Source organism: Burkholderia guangdongensis, from assembly GCF_013403875.1.
Lineage (GTDB): Bacteria > Pseudomonadota > Gammaproteobacteria > Burkholderiales > Burkholderiaceae > Burkholderia > Burkholderia guangdongensis.
In genome coordinates, this window is sequence record NZ_JACBNX010000012.1 from 36,997 (window position 1) to 57,389 (window position 20,393).

The 20,393-nt window shown below is 67.6% G+C and carries 16 protein-coding genes and 1 riboswitch; of the genes, 13 read left to right on the forward strand and 3 right to left on the reverse strand.

The window, feature by feature from the left end:
• Window positions 1-104 precede the first annotated feature (104 nt).
• The 3 genes from HZI36_RS13040 (at window position 105) to HZI36_RS13050 (ending at window position 7,376) form a co-directional block, all read left to right on the forward strand.
• Window positions 105-824, forward strand: a complete 720-nt coding sequence (locus tag HZI36_RS13040) for a transposase (protein WP_179403058.1) — start codon at window positions 105-107, stop codon at window positions 822-824.
• A gap of 293 nt (window positions 825-1,117) precedes the next feature.
• The gene (locus HZI36_RS13045; RefSeq protein ID WP_179403059.1) at window positions 1,118-5,818 is read left to right on the forward strand and encodes a glutamate synthase-related protein; all 4,701 of its coding nucleotides are present in this window, start codon (window positions 1,118-1,120) and stop codon (window positions 5,816-5,818) included.
• Between the two features lie 91 nt (window positions 5,819-5,909).
• Complete coding sequence (locus HZI36_RS13050) at window positions 5,910-7,376, forward strand: glutamate synthase subunit beta (protein ID WP_179403060.1); 1,467 nt, start codon at window positions 5,910-5,912, stop codon at window positions 7,374-7,376.
• A gap of 411 nt (window positions 7,377-7,787) precedes the next feature.
• On the opposite strand, the gene HZI36_RS13055 is transcribed toward HZI36_RS13050, so the two are convergent.
• A complete protein-coding gene (locus HZI36_RS13055; RefSeq protein ID WP_179403061.1) occupies window positions 7,788-8,081 on the reverse strand; it encodes a hypothetical protein in 294 nt (97 codons plus the stop codon).
• 526 nt (window positions 8,082-8,607) lie between these two features.
• On the opposite strand from HZI36_RS13055, the gene thpR reads away from it, so the two are divergent.
• Window positions 8,608-9,183, forward strand: a complete 576-nt coding sequence (thpR, locus tag HZI36_RS13060) for an RNA 2',3'-cyclic phosphodiesterase (protein WP_179403062.1) — start codon at window positions 8,608-8,610, stop codon at window positions 9,181-9,183.
• A 7-nt stretch (window positions 9,184-9,190) separates the two neighbouring features.
• Here the strand turns inward: thpR and HZI36_RS13065 are convergent, their stop codons facing one another.
• Both HZI36_RS13065 and HZI36_RS13070 read right to left on the reverse strand, forming a co-directional pair.
• Window positions 9,191-10,477, reverse strand: a complete 1,287-nt coding sequence (locus HZI36_RS13065) for a D-amino acid dehydrogenase (protein ID WP_179403063.1) — start codon at window positions 10,475-10,477, stop codon at window positions 9,191-9,193.
• A gap of 266 nt (window positions 10,478-10,743) precedes the next feature.
• Complete coding sequence (locus tag HZI36_RS13070; protein ID WP_179403064.1) at window positions 10,744-12,516, reverse strand: ABC transporter ATP-binding protein/permease; 1,773 nt, start codon at window positions 12,514-12,516, stop codon at window positions 10,744-10,746.
• Between the two features lie 174 nt (window positions 12,517-12,690).
• Window positions 12,691-12,813, forward strand: a riboswitch (TPP riboswitch).
• A 208-nt stretch (window positions 12,814-13,021) separates the two neighbouring features.
• On the opposite strand from HZI36_RS13070, the gene HZI36_RS13075 reads away from it, so the two are divergent.
• From HZI36_RS13075 to HZI36_RS13115, 9 genes are all read left to right on the forward strand, one after another.
• Window positions 13,022-14,158 (forward strand): FAD-dependent oxidoreductase, encoded by a 1,137-nt coding sequence (locus HZI36_RS13075; RefSeq protein ID WP_179403065.1) that lies wholly within the window; start codon window positions 13,022-13,024, stop codon window positions 14,156-14,158.
• A 32-nt stretch (window positions 14,159-14,190) separates the two neighbouring features.
• The gene (thiS, locus tag HZI36_RS13080) at window positions 14,191-14,388 is read left to right on the forward strand and encodes a sulfur carrier protein ThiS (protein WP_179403066.1); all 198 of its coding nucleotides are present in this window, start codon (window positions 14,191-14,193) and stop codon (window positions 14,386-14,388) included.
• 45 nt (window positions 14,389-14,433) lie between these two features.
• Window positions 14,434-15,249 (forward strand): thiazole synthase, encoded by an 816-nt coding sequence (locus tag HZI36_RS13085; RefSeq protein WP_179403067.1) that lies wholly within the window; start codon window positions 14,434-14,436, stop codon window positions 15,247-15,249.
• Window positions 15,246-16,355 carry a thiamine phosphate synthase gene (gene thiE / locus HZI36_RS13090; protein ID WP_179403068.1) on the forward strand — a complete coding sequence of 370 codons (1,110 nt, stop codon included), beginning with the start codon at window positions 15,246-15,248 and terminating at the stop codon, window positions 16,353-16,355. Before HZI36_RS13085 ends, thiE begins: the two co-directional genes overlap by 4 nt.
• 98 nt (window positions 16,356-16,453) lie before the next feature.
• Window positions 16,454-17,275, forward strand: coding sequence for an ATP-binding cassette domain-containing protein (locus tag HZI36_RS13095; protein WP_179403069.1), 822 nt, complete (start codon window positions 16,454-16,456; stop codon window positions 17,273-17,275).
• A complete protein-coding gene (gene mlaE, locus HZI36_RS13100; RefSeq protein ID WP_179403070.1) occupies window positions 17,272-18,039 on the forward strand; it encodes a lipid asymmetry maintenance ABC transporter permease subunit MlaE in 768 nt (255 codons plus the stop codon). The genes HZI36_RS13095 and mlaE overlap by 4 nt, the downstream gene beginning before the upstream one ends.
• A 17-nt stretch (window positions 18,040-18,056) precedes the next feature.
• Window positions 18,057-18,590, forward strand: a complete 534-nt coding sequence (gene mlaD / locus HZI36_RS13105; protein ID WP_179403071.1) for an outer membrane lipid asymmetry maintenance protein MlaD — start codon at window positions 18,057-18,059, stop codon at window positions 18,588-18,590.
• Between the two features lie 30 nt (window positions 18,591-18,620).
• Window positions 18,621-19,649, forward strand: a complete 1,029-nt coding sequence (locus tag HZI36_RS13110) for an MlaA family lipoprotein (RefSeq protein ID WP_179403072.1) — start codon at window positions 18,621-18,623, stop codon at window positions 19,647-19,649.
• A 114-nt stretch (window positions 19,650-19,763) separates the two neighbouring features.
• Window positions 19,764-20,393, forward strand: a complete 630-nt coding sequence (locus tag HZI36_RS13115; RefSeq protein WP_179403073.1) for an MlaC/ttg2D family ABC transporter substrate-binding protein — start codon at window positions 19,764-19,766, stop codon at window positions 20,391-20,393.

Sequence of the window (20,393 nt, forward strand, 5' to 3'; positions counted from 1 at the left end):
CCTAGGCGCCGCATGGTCGATATCCGCCACGCCGCGCGGGTTTTGCGCGACGGCGGGCAACCGGACCTTCGGGTTTTCCCCACGCGATCAAACGGACATTCAGCATGGCACGGCTAGCACGACTTTACGTACCCGATCAGCCGCAGCACGTGATTCTGCGCGGCCTGGATCAGCAACCCGCGTTCGTCGACGACCAGGACTACGAGCTTTTCATCGATTGTCTGAAGGCCGCGGCGCGTGACCATCACCTCGCGGTGCACGCGTACGTGCTGCTGCCGCGCCAGGTGCAACTGCTCGTGACGCCGAGCGACGAAGCGAGCCTGCCGAAGGCGATGCAGGCGGTCGGCCGGCGCTACGTCGCCCATTTCAACCGGCGTTATTCGAGACGCGGCACGCTGTGGGAAGGCCGCTATCGCGCAACCGTCATCGAGGGCGAGCGGTATTTCCTGCTCGCGAGCCGCGTCGTCGAGCTGAGCCCGGTGCGCGCGCAGCTCGTCGCAGCCGCGGACGCGTATCGCTGGTCCAGCTACCGGCACCACATCGGCCTGACCGTCGACAGCCTGATCACCGATCACCCGCTGTACTGGGCGCTCGGCAACACGCCGTTCGAGCGTCAGCGCGCGTACAAGGAGCTCTGCGAGCAGCCGCTCGACGAACGGCAGGCCGACCAGCTCCAGCAGGCGACGCTGAAAGGCTGGGTGCTCGGCGGCGACACCTATCGCGAATGGGCGGCGCGCACCGCGAACCGGCGCGTGTCGCCGCTGCCGCGCGGCCGGCCCCGCAAGGTGCGCGAGAGCAATCCCAATCCGCCCGTGCAGCAGTAGCGCGCGGCGGGTCGGTGGATCGAGAAACGGCGCCACGGCGCCGTTTCTTTTTGCACCACGTTGATGCAGCCCTAATAAAATTGCACCGGATCAACGCATCTGTTTAATTGGGGTCTTACCATCAGGTTTTTATTGCTATTCCTTTGATTCGTCGCGTATATTCCGAATTCCGGTGGTTTCGGGCGAAATTCGTCCACCCACTGTCGGCCGCGCCGCCTCCTGCACGGAGCGGGACCGGCGGCAACAAGAATCTGGTTCAACGGCCCCAGAGGCCCCTTTAAGACGGTGTCCCCATGAACGACCACCAGCCGCACGCAGCGGTTCCCGCCGCGCAAGGTCTGTACGATCCGCAAAACGAGCACGACGCCTGTGGCGTCGGCTTCGTCGCTCACATCAAGGGCAAGAAGAGCCACGAGATCATCGAGCAGGGTCTGAAGATCCTCGAGAATCTCGATCACCGGGGCGCGGTCGGCGCCGATCCGCTGATGGGCGACGGCGCGGGTATCCTGATCCAGATTCCGGACGCGTTCTATCGCGAGGATATGAGCAAGCAGGGCGTGACGCTGCCGCCGGCCGGCGAGTACGGCGTCGGGATGATCTTCCTGCCGAAGGAAAACGCGTCGCGGATCGCGTGCGAGCAGGAACTCGAGCGCACCGTGAAGGCCGAGGGCCAGGTCGTGCTCGGCTGGCGCGACGTGCCGGTCGACCACGCGATGCCGATCTCGCCGAACGTGAAGGCGACTGAGCCGGTGATCCGCCAGATCTTCATCGGCCGTGGCAAGGACATCATGGTCACCGACGCGCTCGAGCGTAAGCTCTACGTGATCCGCAAGACCGCGAGCCACCGCATCCAGGCGCTGAAGCTCAAGCACGGCAAGGAATACTTCGTGCCGTCGATGTCCGCGCGCACGATCGTCTACAAGGGCCTGCTGCTCGCCGGCCAGGTCGGCGTCTACTACCGCGACCTGCAGGACCCGCGCACCGTGTCCGCGCTCGCGCTCGTGCACCAGCGCTTCTCGACGAACACGTTCCCCGCGTGGGAACTCGCGCACCCGTACCGGATGATCGCGCACAACGGCGAGATCAACACGGTGAAGGGCAACGTGAACTGGCTGAACGCGCGCACCGGCGCGATCGCGTCGCACGTGCTCGGCGACGACCTGCCGAAGCTCTGGCCGCTGATCTATCCGGGCCAGTCCGACACCGCATCGTTCGACAACTGTCTCGAACTGCTCGTGATGGCGGGCTATCCGCTCGTGCACGCGGTGATGATGATGATTCCGGAAGCGTGGGAGCAGCATACGCTGATGGACGAGAACCGCCGCGCGTTCTACGAATACCACGCCGCGATGATGGAGCCGTGGGACGGCCCCGCCGCGATCGCGTTCACCGACGGCCGCCAGATCGGCGCGACGCTCGACCGTAACGGCCTGCGTCCGGCGCGCTACATCGTGACCGACGACGATCTCGTGATCATGGCGTCGGAAGCGGGCACGCTGCCGATCCCCGAGTCGAAGATCGTGAAGAAGTGGCGCCTGCAGCCGGGCAAGATGTTCCTGATCGACATGGAGCACGGCCGCATCATCGACGACAAGGAGCTCAAGGACAACCTCGCGAACGCGAAGCCGTACAAGAGCTGGATCGACGCGGTCCGGATCAAGCTCGACGAGATCGAGCCGAAGGCCGAGGACGTCGCCGCCGGGCGCACCGACGGCGCCGCGCTGCTCGACCGCCAGCAGGCGTTCGGCTATACGCAGGAAGACCTGAAGTTCCTGATGGCGCCGATGGCGCAGCAGGGCGAGGAGGCGGTCGGCTCGATGGGCAACGACTCGCCGCTCGCGGTGATGTCGAACAAGAACAAGACGCTCTATCACTACTTCAAGCAGCTGTTCGCGCAGGTCACGAACCCGCCGATCGACCCGATCCGCGAGAACATGGTGATGTCGCTCGTGTCGTTCATCGGCCCGAAGCCGAACCTGCTCGATACGAACAACATCAACCCGCCGATGCGTCTCGAAGTGTCGCAGCCGGTGCTCGACTTCAAGGACATCGCGAAGATCCGCGCGATCGACCAGTACACGGGCGGCAAGTTCGCGTCGTACGAGCTGAACATCTGCTATCCGGTCGCGTGGGGCAAGGCCGGCATCGAGGCGCGCCTCGCGTCGCTGTGCGCGGAAGTCGTCGACGCGGTGAAGTCCGGCTACAACATCCTGATCGTGTCGGATCGCAAGACCGACGCCGAACACGTCGCGATTCCGGCGCTGCTCGCGACGTCCGCGATCCACTCGCACCTCGTCGAGCATGGGCTGCGCACGAGCACGGGCCTCGTCGTCGAGACGGGCTCCGCGCGCGAGACGCATCACTTCGCGCTGCTCGCCGGCTACGGCGCGGAAGCCGTGCATCCGTACCTCGCGATGGAAACGCTCGCGAAGATGGCCGATGGCCTGCCGGGCGACCTGTCGGCGGACAAGGCGATCTACAACTTCACGAAGGCGGTCGGCAAGGGCCTGCAGAAGGTGATGTCGAAGATGGGCATCTCGACGTACATGTCGTATACGGGCGCGCAGATCTTCGAAGCGCTCGGCCTCGCGAGCGAGCTCGTCGACAAGTACTTCAAGGGCACCGCGTCGAAGGTCGGCGGCATCGGCCTGTTCGAGGTGGCCGAGGAAGCGATCCGCCTGCACCATGACGCGTTCGGCGACAACCCGGTGCTCGCCGACATGCTCGATGCGGGCGGCGAGTACGCGTACCGGATCCGTGGCGAAGACCACATGTGGACGCCGGACACGATCGCGAAGCTGCAGCATTCGACGCGCAGCAACTCGTACCAGACGTACAAGGAATACGCGAACCTGATCAACGATCAGACGAAGCGCCACATGACGTTCCGCGGCCTGTTCGAGTTCAGGGTCGAGCCGACGAAGGCGATTCCGATCGAGAGCGTCGAGTCGGCGAAGGATATCGTGAAGCGCTTCGCGACGGGCGCGATGTCGCTCGGCTCGATCAGCACCGAGGCGCACGCGACGCTCGCGATCGCGATGAACCGGATCGGCGGCAAGTCGAACACCGGCGAAGGCGGTGAGGACGAAGCGCGTTATCGCAACGAGCTGCGCGGCATTCCGATCAAGGCCGGCGAGACGCTGAAGTCGGTGATCGGCGAAGAGGTCGTCGCGGACATTCCGTTGAAGGACGGCGATTCGCTGCGCTCGAAGATCAAGCAGGTCGCGTCGGGCCGCTTCGGCGTGACGGCCGAGTATCTGGCGTCGGCCGACCAGATCCAGATCAAGATGGCGCAGGGCGCGAAGCCGGGCGAAGGCGGCCAGCTGCCGGGCCACAAGGTGTCCGACTACATCGGCAAGCTGCGCTACTCGGTGCCGGGCGTGGGGCTGATTTCGCCGCCGCCGCACCACGACATCTACTCGATCGAGGATCTCGCGCAGCTGATCCACGACCTGAAGAACGTGAACCCGGTGTCGAGCATCTCGGTGAAGCTCGTGTCGGAAGTCGGCGTCGGCACGGTCGCGGCGGGCGTTGCGAAGGCGAAGGCCGATCACGTCGTGATCGCCGGCCATGACGGCGGCACCGGCGCGTCGCCGCTGTCGTCGGTCAAGCATGCGGGTACGCCTTGGGAGCTCGGCCTCGCCGAAACCCAGCAGACGCTCGTGCTGAACCGCCTGCGCGGCCGCATCCGCGTGCAGGCCGACGGCCAGATGAAGACCGGCCGCGACGTCGTGATCGGCGCGCTGCTCGGCGCGGACGAGTTCGGCTTCGCGACGGCGCCGCTCGTCGTCGAAGGCTGCATCATGATGCGCAAGTGCCATCTGAACACGTGCCCGGTCGGCGTCGCGACGCAGGATCCGGTGCTGCGCGCGAAGTTCTCGGGCCAGCCCGAACACGTCGTGAACTTCTTCTTCTTCATCGCGGAGGAAGTGCGCGAGATCATGGCGCAGCTCGGCATCGCGAAGTTCGACGATCTCGTCGGCCGCGCGGATCTGCTCGACATGCGTCGTGGCATCGAGCACTGGAAGGCGAAGGGCCTCGACTTCACGAACGTGTTCCATCAGCCTGAAGGCTGCGAGGACGTCGCGCCGCGCCACGTCGAGACGCAGGATCACGGTCTCGAGCGCGCGCTCGACCATACGCTGATCGACAAGGCGCGCGCCGCGATCGACAAGGGCGAGCACGTGTCGTTCATCCAGCCGGTGCGCAACGTGAACCGCACGGTCGGCGCGATGCTGTCCGGTGTGATCGCGAAGAAGCACGGTCACGACGGCCTCGCGGACGACGCGATCCACATCCAGCTGAAGGGCACGGCGGGCCAGAGCTTCGGCGCGTTCCTCGCGAAGGGCGTGACGCTCGATCTCGTCGGCGACGGCAACGACTACGTCGGCAAGGGGCTGTCGGGCGGCCGGATCATTATCCGTCCGACCAACGACTTCCGAGGCAAGTCCGAAGAGAACATCATCTGCGGCAACACGGTGATGTACGGCGCGCTCGAAGGCGAGGCGTTCTTCCGTGGCGTCGCGGGCGAGCGCTTCTGCGTGCGCAACTCGGGCGCGACGGCGGTCGTCGAGGGCACCGGCGACCACGGCTGCGAATACATGACGGGCGGCACGGTCGTCGTGCTCGGCGAAACGGGTCGCAACTTCGCGGCCGGCATGTCGGGCGGCATCGCGTACGTGTACGACCCGGAAGGCATGTTCGCCGCGAAGTGCAACAAGTCGATGGTCGCGCTCGATCCGGTGCTGCAGCAGGCCGAGCAGGAACGCACGGTCGACCGCGCGCTCTGGCACGCGGGCACGACGGACGAAGCGCTGCTCAAGGGTCTCATCGAGCGTCACTTCCAGTTCACCGGCTCGCCGCGCGCGAAGTCGCTGCTGGAAAACTGGGACGCGGCGCGCCGCCAGTTCGTGAAGGTGTTCCCGCACGAATACAAGCGCGCGCTCGGCGAGATCGGCGCGAAGAAGGCGGCGAAGGAAGCGATCGCAGCCTGACGCGACGACGAGACATGACGTGAACGCCGCGCGCCGGTGACGAACCGGCGCGCGGCTCCCCACCCGAATACTAGATTCAGACGAGAACCTTATGGGCAAGGCAACCGGTTTTCTGGAGTTCGAACGCCGCCACGAGGCGTACGAAGCACCGCTCACGCGCGTGAAGCATTACAAGGAGTTCGTCGCGGCGCTGGCCGACGACGACGCGAAGGTCCAGGGCGCGCGCTGCATGGATTGCGGCATCCCGTTCTGCAACAACGGTTGTCCGGTGAACAACGTGATCCCGGACTTCAACGATCTCGTTTATCGCCAGGACTGGCGTAGCGCGATCGAGGTGCTGCATTCGACGAACAACTTCCCCGAGTTCACGGGCCGCATCTGCCCGGCGCCGTGCGAAGCCGCGTGCACGCTTGGGATCAACGACGATCCGGTCGGCATCAAGTCGATCGAGCACGCGATCATCGACAAGGCGTGGGCCGAAGGCTGGGTGCACCCGAAGCCGGCCGCGCACAAGACGGGCAAGAAGGTCGCGGTCGTCGGCTCGGGCCCCGCGGGCCTCGCGGCCGCGCAGCAGCTCGCGCGCGCGGGCCACGACGTGACGGTGTTCGAGAAGAACGACCGGGTCGGCGGGCTGCTCCGCTACGGGATCCCCGACTTCAAGCTCGAGAAGTGGCTGATCGATCGCCGGATGCGCCAGATGGAAGCGGAAGGCGTGACGTTCAAGACGAGCGTGTTCATCGGCCGCGATCCGCTGCCGGAGTCGATCGGCAGCACCGCGAAGGAGACGATTTCGCCGGACGTGCTGAAGGACGAGTTCGACGCGGTCGTGATCGCTGGCGGCTCCGAGACGCCGCGCGACCTGCCGGCGCCGGGCCGCGAGCTCGCGGGCATCCACTTCGCGATGGATTTCCTGCCGCAGCAGAACAAGGTCAACGCCGGCGACAAGCTGCCGGACCAGCTGCTTGCGAAGGGCAAGCACGTCGTCGTGATCGGCGGCGGCGACACCGGTTCGGACTGCGTCGGCACGTCGAACCGTCACGGCGCGAAGCAGGTCACGCAGTTCGAGCTGCTGCCGCAGCCGCCGGAAGAGGAGAACAAGCCGCTCGTGTGGCCGTACTGGCCGATCAAGCTGCGTACGTCGTCGTCGCACGAGGAAGGCTGCGAGCGTGACTGGGCGGTCGCGACGAAGCGCTTCGAAGGCAAGAACGGCAAGATCGAGAAGCTCGTCGCCGCGCGCGTCGAGTGGAAGGACGGCAAGATGCAGGAAGTGCCGAACTCCGAATTCGAGATCAAGGCGGATCTCGTGCTGCTCGCGATGGGCTTCACGCAGCCGGTCGCGCCGGTGCTCGAGGCATTCGGCGTCGACAAGGACGCGCGCGGCAACGTGCGCGCGTCGACCGAAGGCGATCGCGCGTACTACACGTCGGTCGACAAGGTGTTCGCGGCGGGCGACATGCGCCGCGGCCAGTCGCTCGTCGTCTGGGCGATCCGCGAAGGCCGCCAGTGTGCGCGGTCGGTCGATGCGTATCTGATGGGCAGCTCGGAACTGCCGCGCTGAGGTTGGGCGGCGGCGGGCGGAGGTGAATATCCGCTCGTGTGAAATGAGCCCCGAAGGCTGGATCGAGATCCAGCCTTCGGTTTTTTTTCGTTGGCGTTTAGATGCCGGTTCGGAATACAGGCCGACGTGGGCCGGCAAACTTTCCGCTCATGTTATAAACGACTTCGCCAACAATTCTTTAGGCGTGCGCCGTACCACAGCGCTACCCATAAGAATAGAGCGGCGAGCACTCCGCCTCCGATTCGACTCGGAATTGACGGTTGTTCGGCGAGCCGGCCGAACGATACCAGCAGTCCGCATGCAAAAAATACTGCACTACCGAAGAATCCAATGCAGTTGTGTACGACAGCGCTCACGACTCGCTTCATGGTATTGGTCGGCTGGGACATCAGTCGATATGGCACGCCGCAGTTATTGCACCAGGATAACCATGCCGGCGCCGTATACAGCACCAGCGGCAGCGCCCAGCGCGGCTGTTGGCGGACCACCCAGTGCCGCGCCCAAAGTGCCTCCGATCAGCGCGCCACGGCCAGCACCGTCCAGTGCACTGTTGAACCCCCGGCTAACACTTGCCCACCAATGGCTCCGAACACCCGGAATAGCAGGGCCGTCCGGGTTGTAACCACCACCGACCAGCAGGATTTCTGCCGCGCTCAGTTCTCTGAGACTGTCACCGATAATCGAGATCCCCGAGTTGCATTGCATTGAGTATTACCTCTCGAAAGATTATGTTGTGAATCAAGCCAATCTTGCATTGCCTTATTCAATTCAGAGGCTGAATAAGTCAGCGGCGTAAAGTGAAAGGCGTGCACCGATAGGCAGCCGCTGGAATGTCATGATTTATGCTCGTTTCGAACAGGCCAGCGTGTTGGATTCTAGTGTAAATGGGAGTTGTTTGCATCTGAAATTGCAGTGACGCAAGCATAATTGTCCCGTGCGATTAAGATCGGTTTGATGGTTTCGGGTGGCGAAATAATTAGAAATTCTCATGCGCGCGGGTGCAAATCGCTATATGCCTCGGAAGAGGGGGCGCAATCGAATATCCTGAATTGGGGGGCTCGATTTGGAAAATTGAGAATTTCGCAAGCTATTACTTCGTGACGGAAGCGCCGGGTGTCCGCGAGGTCCCCGGTTTTTTTACGTCGACCGCTGCCGCCGGGCCGTTTCACGTCGACGGATCGCCTAACCTGAAAAAGTCCGCGCCCGCCGCGATTCAACGGAACGAACCCACATGAACGGCAACCAGCTCCGCGCATTCGTCGCACTGATGCCCGACGACGCGTCGCGCGACGCGCTGCACGCGCTGCCGGTCGCGCACGGCGCGCGGCGCACGCAGGTCGCGCAACTGCACGTGACGCTCGCGTTCCTCGGCGCGGTCGATCGCGACAAGTGCGATCTGCTCGCCGCGCGGCTCGCCGGGCTGGCGGTCGCGCTGCCGCCGCAGCGCGTCGAGCGGCTCGCGTGGTGGCCGAGCATGCCGCGCGCGCGGCTGATCGTCGCCGAACTCGCGGCCGAACCGGCGCTCGCGGCGCTGAACGACGCGCTCACGCAGACGCTCGTCGACATCGGCCTGCCGGTCGATCGCCGGCCGTTCCGCCCGCACGTGACGCTCGCGCGGCTGCCGCGCGACGCGGTCGGCCAGCCGGCTCATGGCGGGATGCTGCGCGCGCCGCCCGCGCTGCGCTGCGACATGATCACGCTGTTCGAAAGCCTGCTGTCGCACCAGGGCGCGCAGCATCGGCCGATCGTGTCGGTGCCGGTCGCGATGCTCGACGACCCGGCGGCGGGCGCCGCTAACTGCGGCTGACTTTCCGCTAACCCCCGCGATACCGCGCGAGCGTGAGCCCGTCGAGATCGATCTCCGGCTCGCGCCCGGTGACGAGATCCGCGAGCACCTTCCCCGAACCCATCGACATCGCCCAGCCGGTCGACCCGTGCCCGACGTTCAGCCACAGCCGGTCGATGCCGCTCGCGCCGAGGAGCGGCGGGCCATCCGGCGTCATCGGCCGGCGCCCGACCCAGAACCGCGCCGACGCGCGGTCCGCCGCATGCGGGAACCAGTCGTCGAGCACCTTCATCAACGTGTCGAGCGCCTGCTTGCGCAGCGTCGCGCGGCGATCGCCGAGCTCCGCGGTGCCCGCGACGCGCAGCGTCGGACCGAAGCGCGTGATCGCGGTCTTCAGCGATTCGTCCATCAGCGCGGCGCGCGGCGCCTTCTCGTCGTCGACGACGTCGAGCGTCGCCGAGTAACCCTTCACCGGATAGAGCGGCACGTCGATCCGGTACGGCCGCAGCAGCGCCGCGCTGTCGACGCCGAGTGCGACGACGATCGCGTCCGCTTCGATCAGCGCCTCGCGCCGCTTCGATCCGTTCGTCGACGTGAGGCCGACCTGCACGCCGACCGCCTTGTTGCCGGCGACCGCGATCCCCTTCACGTCGACGCCGAAGCGGAACGCGACGCCGTTCGCTTCGCACAGCGTGCGCAGCTCGCGCGTGAAGCGCGCGCAGTCGCCGGCTTCGTCGTCGGGCAGGTAGATGCCGCCGACGGGCGCGTGCCGCGCCCAGCGCAGCCCGGGCTCGACCGCTTCGCAGCCGGCCGCGTCGAGCTCGCGATACGCGATGCCCGCGTCGCGCAGCACCGCGAGCGCCGGCTGCGCCATCCTGACGTCGAACGCGCTGCGCAGCAGCTGCAGATAGCCCTGGCTCGCGCCGTAGTCGAACGGATGCCGGTCGCGAAACGCGTGCAGGCACGCGCGGCTGTAGTACGCGACGCGCTGCATCCGCTGCTTGTTCACGCGAAACCGCGCGAGCTCGCATTCGCCGAGCCAGCGCGCGATCCAGCGCCACTGCTCGGCGTCGAGCGTCGGCCGGAAGATCAGCGGCGACGCGGGCCTGAACAGGTACTTGAGGATCTTGCCCGGCATCCCGGGCGCGGCCCACGGCGTTACGTAGCCGGGCGCGATCACGCCCGCGTTGCCGAGGCTCGTCGCCTGCGCGACGTCGGCCTCGCGCTCGACGACGGTCACGTCGCAGCCGGCTTCGCGCAGGTGGTACGCGGTGGTGACGCCGATCACGCCGGCGCCGAGGACGAGAATGTGCATGCGGGATTCCGGTATCCGTCTCGGTGCCGAAGGGCGCTCGCGCGCGTCAGAGCGCGAGCGCGGCGACGCCCGGTTCCGCGAGGTCGCCGGTGATCAGCGCGATCCGTGAGTTCAAGCTGCCTCCCGCCGGGCCGCCCCAAGGGGCGTAGCAGGGAATTCGCGGAGCACTGCTCCGCGCCTGCGTAGCCGGCCGGCTCTGCAGAGCCGGCCGTGGATGGCAGCCGCCCCCTCGGGGGGCAGCGAACGCAGTGAGCGTGGGGGGCGTTTCACGCCGCCACCTTGTCGCTATCGATCACGCGCCGCACGTCGAGCGTGTGGCCGTGGAACGCTTCGAGCGATTCCCGGTGCGCGATGCTGACGATCGCGGTCTTCGGCAGTCGCTCGTTGAACAGGTGATAGAGACGCGCTTCGTTATCCGAATCGAGCGCGCTCGTCGCCTCGTCGAGGAACAGGAAATCCGGCGCGTGCAGCAGCACGCGCGCGCCGGCGAGACGTTGCTGCTCGCCCGGCGACAGCACGCGCGTCCAGTGAGCGGTCTCGGCGAGCCGGGCCGCGTAGCTGGCGAGATGGCACGCGCGCAGCGCGTCCCGGCATGCGTCGTCGGTGAACGCATCGGCCGGCGACGGATACGTGAGCGCGGCCTTCAGCGTGCCGATCGGCAGGTAGCTCGTTTGCGGGACGAACATCATCCGCGCGCCGACCGGCGCGTCGATCGCGCCGTCGCCGAACGGCCACAGGCCCGCGAGCGCGCGCATGAACGTGCTCTTGCCGGAGCCGGACTTGCCGCGCACGAGCCAGCGCGAGCCGGGCTCGATCGTCACGCTGCCGATGTCGGCGAGCGCGTTACCGTTCGGCAGCGCGAGCTTCAGCGACGACGTCGTGAGCCGCGGCGCGTCGACATAGTGGAGGTTGATCCCGCCGTGCTCGGTCGCCGGCGACACGCTCTCCTTCAGGTGCGACGCGCGGATCACGCGCGCGAATTCGCGCAGACGGTTCACGGTTGCGCGCCACTCGACGAGGGTGCTGTAACTGTTGATGAACCACGAGAACGAATCGCTGACGGTGCCGAACGCGGACGAAATCTGCATCAGCACGCCGAACGAGAACGCGCCCGCGAAATAGCGCGGCGCCGCGACGACGAGCGGGAAGATGATCGCGATCTGCCCGTAGAAGCTCAGCACGAACGTGAGCCGCTTCGTGTACTTCATCACGAGCCACCAGTTGTCGCGGATGCGCTGGAACAGGTTGCGCGCGTTGCCGTTCTCGGTCGGCTCGCCGTCGTAGAACGCGATCTGCTCGGCGTTCTCGCGCACGCGGATCAGCCCGAAGCGGAAGTCCGCCTCGACGCGCTGCTGCTGATAGTTGATCGACACGAGCGGATGGCCGACCTTCTGGATCACGAGCGAGCCGCCGACCGCGTACAGCGCCGCGGCCCAGACCATGTAGCCGGGAATCTGGATCGGCGAACCGCCGAGCGAGAACGTCAGCGCGCCGGCGAGCGACCACAGGATCGTGATGAACGACACGAGCGTGACGACGGTCGACAGCAGATCGAGCGACAGCGCGAGCGTCGTCGTCGCGAACGACTGCAGGTCGTCGGTGATCCGCTGGTCGGGGTTGTCGGCGAGGCGGTCGCGCTCGATCCGGTAGAACGCGCGGTCGCCGAGCCACTCGCCGAGGAAGCGGTCGGTGAGCCACTGCCGCCAGCGGAAGCCGAGCATCTGGCGCAGATAGCGTCCGTACACCGCGAGGATGATGAACGCGAACGCGAGCACCGTGAACTGCATCAGCAGGTGCGGGAAGTCGTGGACGTTCTTCGACTGCAGCGCGTTGTAGAACTGCGCGTTCCACTGGTTCAACTGAACGTTGATCCAGACGACGCACAGGTTCATCGCGACGATCGCGACGAGCAGCCCCCACGCGATCTTCCATTCGGACGATACCCAATAGGGCTTGATGAGACGCCACGCGGAGACCGGGCGCTCGTCGTCCGGCGGCGTAACGGGAGCGGAGGGGGCGATGAGGGTGGGTTGGGTCATGAGCTTCTTGAAATGAGTCCGGGCGTGGCCGGCGCGCACGCCGGGCGCCGCGCGGCGACGACGTCCGCCACCGGCCGGCTATTGGACATTGTGCCAGACCCGCGCGCGCCGATTCGCGAAATCCCCGACGCCGGACCGTTTGCCGGCGTTTCCGCTTTTATGGTCTAATGTCCGTCGACGAAACAGGGGTGCTTCGCGTGCCGTGGACGACGAGTCCGGGCGGTGCGGCGAGGCTGAGAGAGACCCTTCGCACCCGATCCGGATAATACCGGCGCGGGAAGTTTCCGTTTCCCGCCGGGCCGCGCTGGCTCACGTCCCCATTGTCAGCGCCACGATCCGCCCGGCCGGCCTTTGCTGCCGGTTTCGTCCTTTTGGGTGCGCGCGTTCGCGCGTTACGGAAGGATACGATGGCCGATCAATCTTCAGTTTTTTGTCTCGTCCCGCGCGGGCTCGCGAAACCGTTGCCGCGTGCGCATCGCCGTGCGTCGTCGCCGGAGGTATGCCGATGAACGCGCACGTTAGCCGGCCGGATTTCGCGGTGCTCGGCGGCGGCCTCGTCGGCCGCCTGATCGCGTGGCGGCTCGCCGGCGACGGACACCGCGTCGCGCTGTACGAGCGGGGCGCCGCCGACGGCTCCGGCGCCGCCGCGTGGATCGCCGCCGCGATGCTCGCGCCGCTTGCCGAGGCCGCGAGCGCGGAGCTGCTGATCACCGAGCTCGGCGCCGCGTCGCTCGCGCTGTGGCCGCAGTGGCTCGCCGAGCTGCCCGAGCCCGTGTTCTTCCAGCACAACGGCACGCTCGTCGTCTGGCACCACGCGGATCGCGCGGAAGCGCCGCTGTTCGAGCGCCGCGTGCGCGCGAACGCGCCGCGCGAGCTGGTCGAAGGCGGTTTCGTGACGCTCGCGGGCGCGCAGGTCGACGCCGCCGAGCCGGCGCTCGCGGGCCGTTTCGCGCGCGGGCTGCTGCTGCCGCGCGAAGGCCAGCTCGACAACCGCCAGGCGCTCGCCGCGCTCGCCGCCGGGCTCGCCGAGCGCCGCGTCGACACGCACTGGCACGTCGCGGTCGACGAACGCAACCTGCCCGACGCGCACTTCACGATCGACTGCCGCGGGCTCGGCGCGAAGCCGGCGCTGCCCGCGCTGCGCGGGATCCGCGGGGAGGTCGCGCGCGTGCATGCGCCGGGCATCGGGCTCACGCGGCCGGTGCGGCTGCTGCATCCGCGCTATCCGCTGTACATCGCGCCGAAGGAGCACGACCGCTACGTGATCGGCGCGACCGAGGTCGAAGGCGAGGACATGTCGCCCGTCACCGTGCGCTCCGCGCTCGAGCTCCTGAGCGCCGCGTTCTCCGTGCATCCGGCGTTCGGCGAGGCGCGCATCCTCGAGCTGAACGCCCATTGCCGGCCGACGCTGCCAGATCACCGCCCGGCGGTGATCTGGGATGGCGCGTCGACGCTCGCGGTCAACGGCCTGTACCGGCACGGCTTCATGATCGCGCCCGAAGTCGCGCGCAGCGCGGTCGCGCTCGCCGAGGCGGCGCTCACCGGCGCGCTGCGCGACGCGGACGGCTTCGCCGCATGGCGCGACGCGGCGCGCTGGCCGACGCTCCTTCATCACCGCAACGACGCGCGCCAGCCCGCCTGACGCGCGCCGTCCCCGAATCCGACCAGGCTCTCATGGATATCCAGATCAACCAACAGATGCTGACGCTGCCCGACGGCGCGACGGTCGCCGACGCGCTTGCCGCGTTCGGCGCGCGCCCGCCGTACGCGGTCGCGCTGAACGGCAATTTCGTCGCGCGTACGCAGCACGCGGCGCGCGCGCTGGCGTCGGGCGACAGGCTCGACGTCGTGCATCCGGTCGCGGGCGGCTGAATGCCGGCCATCGTGCCGGCCCATTGTTATTCGAGGCATTCCGACATGACGTCCCTTCCTCCCGCCGACGCACTGACGCTGTACGGCGAAACCTTCGCAAGCCGTGTGCTGCTCGGCACGTCGCGCTATCCGTCGCTGCAGTCGCTGTCCGACTCGATCGCCGCCGCGCGGCCCGGCATGGTGACGGTCGCGCTGCGCCGCCAGATGACGGGCGGCTCGGCCGAGGCCGGCTTCTTCGATCTGCTGAAGCGCCATGCGGTGCCGCTGCTGCCGAACACGGCCGGCTGCCAGACGGTCGCCGAGGCCGTGACGACCGCGCACATGGCGCGCGAGGTGTTCGAGACCGACTGGATCAAGCTCGAGCTGATCGGCGACGACTACACGCTGCAGCCCGACCCGGTCGGCCTGATCGACGCGGCCGCGCAGCTGATCAAGGACGGCTTCAAGGTGCTGCCGTACTGCACCGAGGATCTCGTGATCGGCCGGCGCCTGCTCGACGTCGGCTGCGAGGCGCTGATGCCGTGGGGCGCGCCGATCGGCACCGGCAAGGGCGTGCTCAATCCGTACGGGCTGCGCGTGCTGCGCGAGCGGCTGCCGGACGTGCCGCTGATCGTCGACGCGGGGCTCGGCGTGCCGTCGCACGCGTGCCAGGTGATCGAGTGGGGCTTCGACGGCGTGCTGCTGAACACCGCGGTGTCGCAGGCGACGCATCCGGAGATCATGGCGCGCGCGTTCGCGCTGGGCGTCGAAGCGGGCCGCGCCGCCTATCTGGCCGGCCCGATGGACGCGCGCGAGACCGCGCACGCGAGCACGCCGGTCGTCGGGATGCCGTTCTGGCACCAGGACGGGGGCTGCGCGTGAGCGCGCACTTCGCCGATCTGTTCTGGCCGCCGGCCGATGAGCTGGCCGACGCGGCCGGGCGGATTCGCGCGCGGCTCGGCACGTGGCCGCGTGGCGCGGCGCCATGGCGCGTGTGCGTCGCGCTGCCGGACACGCCGTCCGACGGCGATGTGATCGTCGTGTCTAACGGCGACCATGCGGCGCGCGCGATCGCGTCGGCCGCGTCGCGGCCGGCCGCGCCCGACGTCACGGTGATCGAGTTCGGCGCGCGCCGCGCGGTGCTGCATCGCGCGGGCGCGCGGCACGCGCTCGACGCGGCCGAGCCGCTCGCGGAGGACTGGATCGCCGCGCTCGCCGCGTTCCTCGACTGCGGTTTCGCGCCGCTCGATGCGCTCGTGCTCGCGCTCGCGTGGCGCGACGGCGACGACGCGCGTGCCGCCGACGCGTGGCCGTGCGATGCCGCGCGCTTTCCCCGGATCGCGGATCTGCCGCCCGCGCCGCAGCCGCCGTTCGCGCCGTGTCCGGCGCGTCTCGGGCTGTATCCGGTCGTGCCGAGCGCCGAGTGGGTCGAGCGCGTGCTCGACGCGGGCGTGCGCACCGTGCAGCTGCGCGTGAAGGATGCGGCGCCGGAGCGGCTGCGCGCCGAAGTCGTGCGCGCGGTCGCGGCGGGGCGCCGCTATCCGGATGCGCGCGTGTTCATCAACGATCACTGGCAGATCGCCGCAGATGCCGGCGCGTACGGCGTCCATCTGGGTCAGGAAGATCTCGAGACCGCCGATCTCGCGGCGATCGCGCGCGCGGGGCTGCGGCTCGGCCTGTCGAGCCACGGCTACTACGAGATACTGCGCGCGCTCGCCGTGCGGCCGAGCTATCTGGCGCTCGGCCCGGTGTTCGCGACCGCGACGAAAGCTGTCGCCGCGCCGCCACAGGGTCTCGAGCGGATCGCCCGCTACGCGCGTTTCGCGCTCGCGCAGGCGCCGCTCGTCGCGATCGGCGGAATCGGCGCCGACACGCTGCCGGCGGTGCTCGCGACCGGCGTCGGCAGCGTCGCGGTGGTCAGCGCGGTGACCGGCGCGGCCGACTACCGGGCCGCGCTTGCCGCGCTGCAGCGAGCTTTTCCCGGATAATCCGACGATCACTGACGGAACGGCCTGGGCGGCTTCACGACATCATTCCGATGCAGGCCCTATAATTCGGCGTTCTGCGTTACAGGATTGTCAGCTCCGTGAGCTCATCTTCCTCCGACACCCTGCTGGAACTTCGCGACGTCGACTTCGGCTACGGCGATCGTCTCGTGCTGTCCAACCTGAACCTGCGCTTCGGTCGCGGCCAGGTGATCGCGGTCATGGGCGGCTCGGGCTGCGGCAAGACGACCGTGCTGCGCCTGATCGGCGGGCTCGTGCGCGCGCGCCGCGGCCAGGTGCTGTTCGACGGCGCCGACGTTGGCGCGCAGACGCGCGACGGCCTGTACGCGCTGCGCCGCAAGATGGGGATGCTGTTCCAGTTCGGCGCGCTGTTCACCGACATGTCGGTGTTCGAGAACGTCGCGTTCGCGCTGCGCGAGCACACCGATCTGCCCGAAGACCTGATCCGCGATCTCGTGCTGATGAAGCTGAACGCGGTCGGCCTGCGCGGCGCGCGCGACCTGATGCCGTCCGAGGTATCGGGCGGGATGGCGCGGCGCATCGCGCTCGCGCGCGCGATCGCGCTCGATCCGCAGCTGATCATGTACGACGAGCCTTTCGCGGGCCTCGATCCGATTTCGCTCGGCATCACCGCGAACCTGATCCGCACGCTGAACCAGGCGCTCGGCGCGACGTCGATCCTCGTCACGCACGACGTGCCGGAATCGTTCGCGATCGCCGACTACGTGTACTTCCTCGCCAACGGCGGCGTGCTCGCGCAGGGCACGCCCGACGAGCTGCGCGCGTCGACCGATCCGAGCGTGCGCCAGTTCATCGACGGCGCGCCGGACGGCCCGTTCAAATTTCATTATTCGAGTCCGCCGCTCGCGACGGATTTCGGGCTCGGCGGAGGGCGCGCATGATCAGCTCGATCGGACGTTTCGTCATCGGCGGCCTCGAGCGCACCGGCTACGGCGCGCGGATGTTCCTCCGCCTCGTGCTCGAATTCTTCCCGCTGCTGCGCCGGCCGCGGCTTGTCACGAAGCAGATCCACTTCCTCGGCAACTATTCGTTCGTGATCATCGCGGTGTCGGGGCTGTTCGTCGGCTTCGTGCTCGGGCTGCAGGGCTACTACACGCTGAACCGCTACGGCTCCGAGCAGGCGCTGGGCCTGCTCGTCGCGCTGTCGCTCGTGCGCGAGCTCGGGCCGGTCGTCACCGCACTGCTGTTCGCGGGTCGCGCGGGCACGTCGCTGACCGCCGAGATCGGGCTGATGAAGGCGGGCGAGCAGTTGACCGCGCTCGAGATGATGGCCGTCGATCCGCTGAAGACGGTGATCGCGCCGCGCATGTGGGCCGGGATCATCACGATGCCGCTGTTGGCCGCGATCTTCAGCGCGGTCGGCGTGATGGGCGGCTACTTCGTCGGCGTGATCCTGATCGGCGTCGATCCGGGCGCGTTCTGGTCGCAGATGCAGGGCGGCGTCGACGTGTGGAGCGACGTCGGCAACGGCGTGATCAAGAGCGTCGTGTTCGGATTCGCGGTGACGTTCGTCGCGCTGTATCAGGGCTACGAGGCGAAGCCGACGCCGGAGGGCGTGTCGCGCGCGACGACCAAGACGGTCGTGTATGCGTCGCTCGCCGTGCTCGGGCTGGATTTCCTGCTGACCGCGCTGATGTTCAGCTGATGCGCAGCTAATTTGGGATGACGATGAAAAAGACTGCTCTCGACTTCTGGGTCGGCCTGTTCGTGGTGGTGGGCTTCCTCGCGGTGCTGTTCCTCGCGCTGAAGGTCGGCAACATGAGTTCCCTGTCGTTTCAGGCGACGTACCCGGTGAAGATGAAATTCGACAACATCGGCGGGCTGAAGCCGCGCGCGGCGGTGAAGAGCGCGGGCGTCGTGGTCGGCCGCGTCGGCTCGATCGGCTTCGACACGAACACCTATCAGGCGCTCGTGACCGTCGATCTCGACAAGCAATATCAGTTTCCGAAGGATTCGTCCGCGAAGATCCTGACGTCGGGCCTGCTCGGCGAGCAATATATCGGGCTCGATCCGGGCGGCGACACGGAGATGCTGAAAGCCGGCGACACGATTACGATGACGCAATCGGCGATCGTGCTCGAGAACCTGATCGGCCAGTTCCTGTACAGCAAGGCGGCCGACGCGGGCGGCAACGGCGCGAAGCCGGCCGCCAGCGCGCCGGCGGTGCCCGCTCCGGCGTCTGCCGCATCGCAATAACCGCAAGAACGACAGAAGAGGGGAACGATCATGCAGACGATGCGCATCAGACAGACGGCCATCGCGATCGGCGCGGCCGCCGCGTTGAGCGGCTGCGCCACCGTGCAGACGCCGACCCCGGGCGACCCGCTCGAAGGCTTCAACCGGACGATGTACAAGTTCAACGACACCGTCGACACGTACGCGCTGAAGCCGGTCGCGAAGGGCTACCAGCGGGTGGTGCCGCAGCCGGTGCGCGACAGCGTGACGAACTTCTTCTCGAACATCGGCGACGTGTACATCGCCGCGAACAACCTCGTCGAGTTGCGGATCACCGACGGCGTCAGCGACATCATGCGCGTCGTGATCAACACGGTGTTCGGCGTCGGCGGGCTGTTCGACGTCGCGTCGCAGGCGAATCTGCCGAAGCACACGGCCGATTTCGGGGTCACGCTGGGCCGCTACGGCGTGCCGTCCGGGCCGTACCTGGTGCTGCCGCTGCTCGGCCCGAGCACGGTGCGCGACGGCGCCGGGCTCGCGGTCGACTACGTCGGCAATCCACTCACGTACGTGAAGCCGGATAGCCTGAGCTGGGGCATCTACGGCCTGAATCTCGTGAACGCGCGCGCGAACCTGCTCGGTGCCGGCGACGTGCTCGAGGCGGCCGCGATCGACAAGTATTCGTTCGTGCGCAACGCTTACCTGCAGCGCCGCCAGATGCTGATCAGCAACGCGCGCGGCGAGGCCGGCGTGTCGGATTCCAGTTCCGAAGCGCTGCCGAAGTACGACCTGCCGGACGAAGGTTCGGCCGGGGCGGCGGCAGGCGCAGCGGCGCCGGTCGCGGCATCCGCGACGGCGGCGGTGCCCGCTGCCGGGGCTGGCTCGGCACCGGCGGCGGCGGCGGCACCGGCCTCCGCGTCGGCGCCGGTTCCGGCGTCGTCGGCGCAGGCGGCGCCGGCCGAGGGCGCGTCGTCGCCGAATCCGGCGAGCGCGACGAGCGTGCCGCCGATGCAGGTGGTGCCGCCGGCGCCGAGCGGGCTGCCGCATTTCCCGAGCTTCCCGAGCTTCAAGATTCACTGACCCCAATTTACAATCGTTACAGCCGGAAACGATTCAGCCGGTAGCGAACGCGAACTTGCGCGTAACCTACCGGCTCCAAGAAACGCATCGACTCCTTCACGCAGGCCATATCTTATGAAGAAACTGTTCCTGATCCCCGTTTTCGCCGCGCTGTTCTCGTTCGGCGGTGCCGCTTACGCGCAGGTCGACCAGTCGAATCCGCAGGCGCTGATCAAGTCCGCGACGCAGCAGGTGCTCGACGAAGTGCGCACCCAGTCAATCCGGCAGGGCGACATCGGCCGTATCACGACGATCGTCAACAAGGACATCCTGCCGTACGCCGATTTCCGCCGCACGACGCAGCTCGCGATGGGCCGTAACTGGCGCACCGCGACGCCCGAGCAGCAGCAGCAGATCGTCGAGCAGTTCAAGCAGCTGCTGATCCGCACGTACTCGGGCGCGATCGCGCAACTGAAGCCGGACCAGCAGATCCAGTACCCGCCGTTCCGCGCGAGCCCGGACGACACCGACGTCGTGGTCCGCACGGTCGCGATGAACAACGGTCAGCCGGTGCAGATCGACTACCGTCTGTACAAGACGGCGCAGGGCTGGCGCGTGTATGACCTGAACGTGCTCGGCGCGTGGCTGATCCAGACGTATCAGCAGCAGTTCAACGAGAAGATCCAGCAAAGCGGCGTGGACGGCCTGATCCAGTTCCTGTCGCAGCGCAATCAGCAGCTTGCGTCCGGCAAGCAGGCATCGTGA